Below are 6284 nucleotides of genomic sequence, written 5' to 3' on the forward strand. Positions count from 1 at the left end.
CTCCCATAATTAAATCAATCTCACCAAACTTGGACCGATAATTGTTCGTTATGCTTTTCAGTCCTTGGGTGCGAAGGTATTTCTCGGCGATCTGCTCATAAGCAAGTCCTTTGCTAAGCATTTCCTTACTCCTTAATGGTAACTGCCTTTCCTTTTCTAAATTTTGCCCATTCTAATTGGCGATTAATAATGCCCTGCTCATCCATTGATAGCATGCCGGTGTGGCCTTGCATCTGGCTGCCTCGAACTTCGTGCAATAGCTGTAGTCTTGGGGCGATATTATAGCTGTCGGCTCCTAGCGCATAAAAGCGGCTATATTGCTCTGTTGACTCGGGGATAGCATGATTTATCTGGCTTTTGATATCTATTGTACTGCTAAGCATCCAGGGCATTTCGATAAACTCGATACCGTCCAGGTCTCTGTTGTCGTTGTTGTCAGATATGTTATGAATTTGAGAGCTGGCGAATACTGGCAGGTCGGCAGCGTAATGGTAGGCAAAGAGAGGTTTGATTTGACGTGCTATTTCGGGTTTGGCAATCATGACAAGTGCGTCGATATCTTGCCTTCTTCTGGGTAAAAACTCGAGCGCTGTGTTAGTGATTTTTCGAATTTTTCGCTTTCGATTCTGGCTGTCCTCAGTGCCGAGGAGGCGGGCGACGCTCGAAGCGAGAGATTTCTGATTTTTGTAAAATACGCTATCGATAACGACCCCGTCTAATGAAGAGAAGCTTTCTACAAAGCTATCGTATATGCGAAAGCCAAGATTATTCTCTGGCAGTATGATGCCGACCCGTTTCAGTGATTTGTCGTGTAGGCGTGTAGCAAGTTGTCTGGCCTCGGTCTCAGGTGCTAGACCAAGTTGGTATAGCTTATCTGAACCTGCGTTAGTCGCTGGAAGATAGTTTAAGGCGAGAGTTGGCGTGCTAATAATATCTAAGGAGTTCAGCGCTTTAAGAGAAGCTTTGTCTAGAGGGCCGATAATTAGGCTGCCTGTCTCAGGTGCTTGATTGTACAGTGACAAAATGTCTTGCGTTGCTGTGTCGAAAAAACGAACTTGTAGTGGTTCGTGGTTTGGGTTTTGTTTATTGCTGGCATAGTGTTGAGCCATGAAACCGTCACGAATAGCTTTTCCAGCCAATTGAAGTGGCCCGCTTAAGGGCAGGGCAAGTGTTATCGAATCGGGGCGAGTGTTTGGGAGTTGTTTTAGAATGCTTAGCTCGTGAGGCGGATTCAGGCTGGCAGGATGGCTTGGCCACAGCTCGTTCCATGCCTGAAATGCATTATATTGGGCATCCAGGCTGATCTGATTTAGCTGGATTGTTCGAGCTAGATCTAACCACGCTAATGCGTCAGGGTTGTCGCCTGTGTAAATGTATTGGCTTAGGTCGGCTGTTTCAGTTGAGCGGAGTAGGTGCCAGATTTGCTCGTCTGTGTCTTGGTGATGCTCTGGATTAATTAGGCCGCGATGATCGATTAAGGTGATCGCCGCTTCAATAGTTAAATCTGTGATTTCATAAGCTTGAGATAATAAGTGCGAAAGCTCGATTTGCTGGTCGACATTCATGCCAGATAAACCAAGGTTCGGGATTAGCGGCAGTATTTTCTCAATGCGTGCTTTGTTCTTATTGCTTGTCGCTAACTTTAAGGACATTAAAAGATAGTCTTGAGCGTCAGCTTCATTGAGGTGCTCTATTTGAACTGACCCTAGTGCAGCATCGCTCTGTGCGTATAGGTTATTTTCCCAATAAGATTGTGCGGCTTGAAAAAATAGCTTGGATTGTTGTTTTGGGGAGGTGGACTTTAGTGCTAGTGAAATCAGCTCTTCCGGTTGTTTTGGAGCGGGAGATTCGACCTTTGTTAGTTTGCTTTGGTTTACTTTAGGCGATGTGCCACAGGCAGATATAATGACAGACAGGCAGACAATAATAGAAAAGTGAAGTGCTTTCATAGCGGGGTCTATGCTTAAATGTAGAATGTTCCGTATTTTATAGTGAGGTTGTGTTCTTGGAAAGTGCCATTTACATTGTTGCGACGCCAATAGGAAATTTGTCAGATATTACTTTGAGGGCAATTGAGGTTTTGAAAGCTGTTGACGTTGTTGCTGCGGAGGATACGCGGCACACAAGAAAGCTTTTGGAGCACTACGGTATTGCTACAAAAATGATATCCCTGCACGAGCACAATGAGTCTGAGAAAAGTGCTTATATCATTGGCTTGGTCAAAGAGGGGCAGTCGGTGGCGCTCGTTTCAGATGCCGGTACGCCGCTGATTTCTGATCCGGGGTATACATTAGTTTTGAGAGCCAAAGAAAGTGGGGTTCTCGTCAGGCCCATACCAGGCCCTTCTGCACTGATTGCTGCTTTATGCGCCAGCGGCGTTGCAAGTGACACGTTTATCTTTGAAGGCTTTCTGCCTGCTAAGAAAAAGGCTAAAGAAGAGGTGCTGCAATCTTATCTTGCTGAGCGGCGCACAGTTATATTTTATGAATCGCCTCACCGGATTTTGGTGACGCTTGAGGCTATGTCCGACGCGTTGGCAGGGCGAAAACTTTGTGTGGCTCGAGAACTAACCAAGCGATATGAGACGATTAAGTACGGTGAGGTGTCTGAAGTTCTGGCTTGGATGAAGGCTGACGAAGATCAAACTAGAGGAGAGTTTGTGTTGGTGCTTGAAGGTTCACAGGAAGAGCCTCTGAGTGTGAGTGATGAGCAAAAGCTCAAGCTTCTAGCGCGTTTGCTTCTAGAGCTGCCGCCAAAAAAGGCAAGTGCTGTCGTGGCGGATGTTGTGGGCGGAAGTAAAAAGGAAATATACAACCTGGCTTTAAGTTTGAAAGAGAAGTGATTGTAAAACCGACGACCGGTTTGCAATTTTGAAGGAATGATGTGATTCGATGTGCTTAGTAGATTGCGAAGGTATTCTTAATCGTGCAAAATATAAGCAAATAATTATCTAACGGATGTAGAGTCATAATGGATAGACTGTTCCGAAATATTTTTCTCCCAGTATCATTTTTGGGCTTGGCGACGGCTTTTCCTGTGCATGCTTTTGAGTTGCTTTCAGAAGGAGCGATGGGGACGGTTTCGGCTGTGTCAGCAAACTCGGCTGAAGATATTGTTAATATAGCTGGTCCTACAGCCGCGGGCTTGACGGTTGATGACGATTATGAAGTGCTGCCTTTTCAGACCGATATCACAATTGAGGATGCTAACCCAGATGAGGTGACTGACGTGCTTGAGTTTGCTTTGACTCAAGAGGTTGAGTCGTGGGCAAGTAATCTCACTATTCAAGACTCTCTAGTTGGAGCTGATACCTCCGCTGATGTGAGTTATGTGGATGAGCTTCCGCCTTCGTCTTTTGAAGATGCTGTTTTCCTTGTTCGAGATGATGAGTTTGATAGCATTGTTTTCGATTCCGATAGTGATCAAGAAGACAATACTAGCTACGAGTTAAGTCGTATAGAGCAAACTGTAACTGTCTTGGAGCAAAACCTGGGCTCGATTCGTTATATCGTTGAGAGGCAGGTAGACTTTGTAGCCACAATTGCTCCTCCGGATCGCGAGGGGCAGGAAGCGTCAATCGGCAGTGGCTATATCTCTGATCTAACGAGTATTAGTAATGTTCGCATTGCTACGGTTCGAGATTAGTTATATTTATCTATTCTTTTCTTGAATTATCTGTATTTCCGTAATACTGTTATTCCTGAGTTTGCCAGGCAATCGCTGCTTAGCTGAGTTTTCAGCATGAGGAGAGGAAAGTCCGGGCTCCACAGAGCAGAGTGCCAGGTAACCCCTGGGGGGCGAAAGCCTACGGAAAGTGCAGCAGAAAGTGAACCGCCTAAGTTCTAGCCTTGGCTAGGAACGGTAAGGGTGAAAAGGTGCGGTAAGAGCGCACCGCATGACTGGCAACAGTTCATGGCGATGGTAAACCCCTCTCGGAGCAAAACCAAATAGGAATTCGTTGGCGTGGCTCGCGCTGAATTCGGGTAGGTTGCTTGAACTAAATGGTGACGTTTAGTCTAGATGAATGATTGTCCACGACAGAACCCGGCTTATCGGCAAACTCTTTACTTTTCCTAGTTAAAAAAATCCCCATTTCTTGTCTTTTAATAAGAAAAAAATCTTACTCTTAAAGTGGTTTCTTAAGTTTTCACGCTATCTTTTTGTTGTTAAAAGATAAGAGTCTCTCTGTGCCTTCCGATTTTGCCTATATCTCTCTAAGTTATTGTGTTTTTTGAGTATTTTTCCCTTTGGCTACCCGTCTATTTTGCTTGATTTGTGGAGTTCTAGTTCCTATAGTGGGTAAAAGTAGAAAAAAGTGGTTAATTTTGGGTATTTTTCAGTTTTTTGTGGGTTTCGAGGCGTAATTTTGTTTTTAGGTAGTCACGCAATCAATATGGATGCTAAAGGTCGCATGGCGATTCCGACTAAGATTCGGGAATCGTTGGCGTCTTTTTGTGATGGCCGTATTGTTGTGACTGCGCATACTGAGGAGCGCTGCTTGCTCGTCTACCCAGAAGATCAATGGAAAGAGATATTGCCTCAAATTGAAAGCCTGCCAAGTTTCAACAAGATTGCGCGACGCACTCAGCGTTTGTTGATTGGTTATGCGACGCCTTTGGAAATGGATGGGAATGGGCGAATTCTTGTGCCGCCAACACTTAGAGAGTATGCAAATCTCGAGAAGAAGTTGATGTTGGTGGGTCAAGGAAAGAAGTTTGAGCTTTGGAGTGAAGACAGTTGGTTTAATTGGTTAGATGAAGCAGATCAGGATGATGATATTCCTGAGCAAATGCTGAATTTGTCTCTGTAATGTATATGTTGATTGAATTGGACACATTGGTATGAGTTGTGAGCAACATATGCACGAGACGGTGCTATTACAAGAAGCAGTTGACTTATTGGTGACGAATTCTTCAGGTGCCTATGTTGATGCAACCTTTGGTCGTGGTGGGCATAGCTCAAAAATACTAGAAGCTTTGGATAAAGATGGCTCGTTGATCGCTATTGACAAAGATTTGGAAGCAATATCTGCGGCACAGAGTCGATTTGTTGATGAAGAGCGATTTTCGATTGTGCACGGCTCCTTCGCAGATATTCGTGAGCATTTGAGAGTTTGTGGGCAAGAGAAAGTTTCGGGCGTGTTAGCGGATTTGGGTGTGTCATCTCCGCAGCTTGATAATGCTGAGAGAGGCTTCAGTTTTATGAATGATGGTCCGCTAGATATGCGGATGGATACCACGCGCGGAGTGAGTGCCGCACAGTGGATCAAAGAGGTCGATGAGAAAGAGATGGTTCAGGTATTTTTCGATTATGGCGAAGAAAAGTTTGCTAGGAAAATAGCTAGAGGTATCAAAGAGGCATTGCTGGGTCAGGAAATTGATACGACTGCAAAACTGTCGAAAATAGTGAAGGACGCGAACCCGTCTTGGGAAAAACATAAGCACCCGGCGACCAGGGTGTTTCAGGCTATTCGAATTAAAGTTAATGATGAATTGAGTGATTTAGAGCGATTGCTGGACGAAGCAAGTGAGAGTTTAGCAGTCGGTGGCCGTTTAGTTGTTATTAGCTTTCATTCACTCGAAGATCGTATTGTTAAGCGCTTTATGCGTGAAAAAGCAAAAGGTGATGCGCCTCCGCCGGGGGTGCCCGTTTTTGAAAAAGATATTGTTCGAGGCTTTAAGCTAGTTGGAAAGGCGATTAAACCGAGTAAAGCAGAAATAGAAAATAACGTTCGGGCGCGTAGCGCTGTAATGCGAGTGTTGGAGAGAGTTTCTGATGAATAGGCTTATGTTGTTAATGTCTAGATTGACGTCGGTAGTTCGCCACGGTGAACGCGGCGTTGAGGCGGTGCGGGAAAACTCTTCAGAGATGACGGTGATGGAGCGAATGGCTTTGGCCCTAGATGGCTTGCTTCATTTGTTAAGGCAGGTTTCCTTTAAAGGTTTTGTGGTGACCGGCATGTTGTTACTGATAATCGTCTTGTCAGCAATTGGTGTTGTGTACTCTTCTCACTTGAGTCGGCAGCTATTTGCAGAGCAAGCAATTTTGCTAGAAAAAAATGATCAGCTTCAGCTCGAGTGGGCGCAATTGTTATTAGAACAAAGTGCATGGAGCTCGCCTAATAGAATTGAGTCAGTGGCGCGCGAAAGCTTGGGTATGGAAGTGCCAGAAACTGAAAAAATCCAGTTAATTTACTAACTATAAATAAAAGAGTGCTGATTAGTGAATCGCTCAAAAGACATTTCTAAAAGCAATTTAGCCTGGCGGTATTGGTTTCTGCTGGG

7 protein-coding genes and 1 other RNA gene are annotated in these 6284 nt (G+C 44.8%); 6 read left to right on the forward strand and 2 right to left on the reverse strand.

Annotated features, from left to right (window positions below; genetic code table 11):
• Together A3766_RS29085 and A3766_RS15860 are read right to left on the reverse strand one after the other, a co-directional pair.
• The coding region (locus tag A3766_RS29085; protein WP_197479594.1) for a YraN family protein at window positions 1-121 on the reverse strand (121 nt) is incomplete at its 3' end.
• 4 nt (window positions 122-125) lie between these two features.
• A complete protein-coding gene (locus A3766_RS15860; protein WP_068516394.1) occupies window positions 126-1949 on the reverse strand; it encodes a penicillin-binding protein activator in 1824 nt (607 codons plus the stop codon).
• Window positions 1950-2005: 56 nt separating this feature from the next.
• On the opposite strand from A3766_RS15860, the gene rsmI reads away from it, so the two are divergent.
• The 6 genes from rsmI (at window position 2006) to ftsL (ending at window position 6198) form a co-directional block, all read left to right on the forward strand.
• Complete coding sequence (rsmI, locus tag A3766_RS15865; RefSeq protein WP_068516393.1) at window positions 2006-2842, forward strand: 16S rRNA (cytidine(1402)-2'-O)-methyltransferase; 837 nt, start codon at window positions 2006-2008, stop codon at window positions 2840-2842.
• A 128-nt stretch (window positions 2843-2970) separates the two neighbouring features.
• A complete protein-coding gene (locus A3766_RS15870) occupies window positions 2971-3645 on the forward strand; it encodes a hypothetical protein (RefSeq protein ID WP_068516390.1) in 675 nt (224 codons plus the stop codon).
• A 56-nt stretch (window positions 3646-3701) separates the two neighbouring features.
• An RNA gene (rnpB, locus tag A3766_RS15875) (RNase P RNA component class A) lies at window positions 3702-4068 on the forward strand.
• 298 nt (window positions 4069-4366) lie between these two features.
• Window positions 4367-4810, forward strand: a complete 444-nt coding sequence (mraZ, locus tag A3766_RS15880; protein ID WP_068516386.1) for a division/cell wall cluster transcriptional repressor MraZ — start codon at window positions 4367-4369, stop codon at window positions 4808-4810.
• Between the two features lie 31 nt (window positions 4811-4841).
• Window positions 4842-5783, forward strand: coding sequence for a 16S rRNA (cytosine(1402)-N(4))-methyltransferase RsmH (gene rsmH, locus A3766_RS15885; protein ID WP_068553776.1), 942 nt, complete (start codon window positions 4842-4844; stop codon window positions 5781-5783).
• A gap of 13 nt (window positions 5784-5796) precedes the next feature.
• The gene (ftsL, locus tag A3766_RS31225; protein ID WP_197470004.1) at window positions 5797-6198 is read left to right on the forward strand and encodes a cell division protein FtsL; all 402 of its coding nucleotides are present in this window, start codon (window positions 5797-5799) and stop codon (window positions 6196-6198) included.
• Window positions 6199-6284: the final 86 nt, after the last annotated feature.

The sequence above is a fragment of the Oleiphilus sp. HI0132 genome (assembly GCF_001635845.1).